This window comes from uncultured Psychrobacter sp., from assembly GCF_947495825.1.
In the GTDB taxonomy this organism is placed as follows: domain Bacteria; phylum Pseudomonadota; class Gammaproteobacteria; order Pseudomonadales; family Moraxellaceae; genus Psychrobacter.
In genome coordinates this window covers 1-1326 of sequence record NZ_CANMAH010000021.1, presented here as the reverse complement: position 1 = coordinate 1326, position 1326 = coordinate 1, and the positions used below count along the sequence as shown (strand labels likewise).

Sequence of the window (1326 nt, the reverse complement as noted above, 5' to 3'; positions counted from 1 at the left end):
CGTCGTCGGTTGCTGTGGCGTTGATCACCTCACCATTGGTAAGCGGCGTCTCAAGCACTACCTCATAAGCGCCTGTATCGGCATTAGCGGCCGCGCGACCGATAATCGTATTACTCTCATAAGATGGTAACCCTAGAACCTGGCTCAGCGGTGCCGGTGACGATTGTGCCATCAAAGTCGGTGATGACTGGTGCCTCAGGGGCGGTAGTGTCTGGAGCAGTAGCCGTGCTTGAGTCTGAGGGGTTACCTGCGGTATCCGTCAAGCTGACCTCTAGGTTTTCACCGTCACGCTGCGGCGTGGTCAATACAACGTCAAACGTGCCGTCTTTTGCAACGGTACCTGTGCCAATAACCGCACCTGTAGGATCTTTGATCTCAACTGTGGCATCAGGCTCTCCTAAACCTGATACCCTGCTGCCATCGTCATTAACAACCAAGTTGGTTGGCGCACTAGGGGCGGTTGAGTCAGTGGCTCTAGCAGTGCCTGCGTCTGATGTGTTGTTAGCAGCATCGGTTAAGGTTGCACTGATGGTTTCGCCATTGGTTAATGCTGGATCAAGCGGCGCAGTAAAGCTGCCGTTTTCAATCAGACCCTCAATCAAACCGTTTGGCGTGGTAATGCTCACCGTCGCGCCCTCTTCACCCATCACCGTCACCGAGCTGCCATCAGTATTGATGTCAACCACTGGCGCCTTAGGAGCGGTGGTGTCTGGAGCAGTAGCAGGCTCTGATTCAACTGAGGTGTTGTCCGCGTCGTCGGTTGCTGTGGCGTTGATCACCTCACCATTGGTAAGCGGCGTCTCAAGCACTACCTCATAAGCGCCTGTATCGGTATTAGCGGCCGCGCTACCGATAATCGTATTACTCTCATCTAAGATGGTAACCCTAGAACCTGGCTCAGCGGTGCCGGTGACGATTGTGCCATCAAAGTCGGTGATGACTGGCGCCTCAGGAGCAGTTGAGTCAGTGGCTCTAGCAGTGCCTGCGTCTGATGTGTTGTTGGCAGCATCGGTTAAGGTTGCACTGATGGTTTCGCCATTGGTTAATGCCGGATCAAGCGGCGCAGTAAAGCTACCGTTTTCAATCAGACCCTCAATCAAACCGTTTGGCGTGGTGAGACTCACCGTCGCACCCTCTTCGCCCATCACCGTCACCAAGCTGCCATCAGCATTGATAGTAACATCTGGCGCCTCAGGGGCAGTTGAGTCTGGAGCAGTAGCAGGCTCTGATTCAACTGAGGTATTGTCCACGTCGTCGGTTGCTGTGGCGTTGATCACCTCACCATTGGTAAGCGGCGTCTCAAGCACTACCTCATAAGCGCCTGTA

General features: G+C 54.3%; 1 protein-coding gene. It reads right to left on the bottom strand.

Features of this window, described 5'->3' with window-relative positions:
• Nucleotides 1–116: 116 nt before the first annotated feature.
• A partial coding sequence (locus Q0895_RS13365; RefSeq protein WP_299189757.1) for an Ig-like domain-containing protein occupies nucleotides 117–1326 on the bottom strand: 1210 nt, incomplete at its 5' end.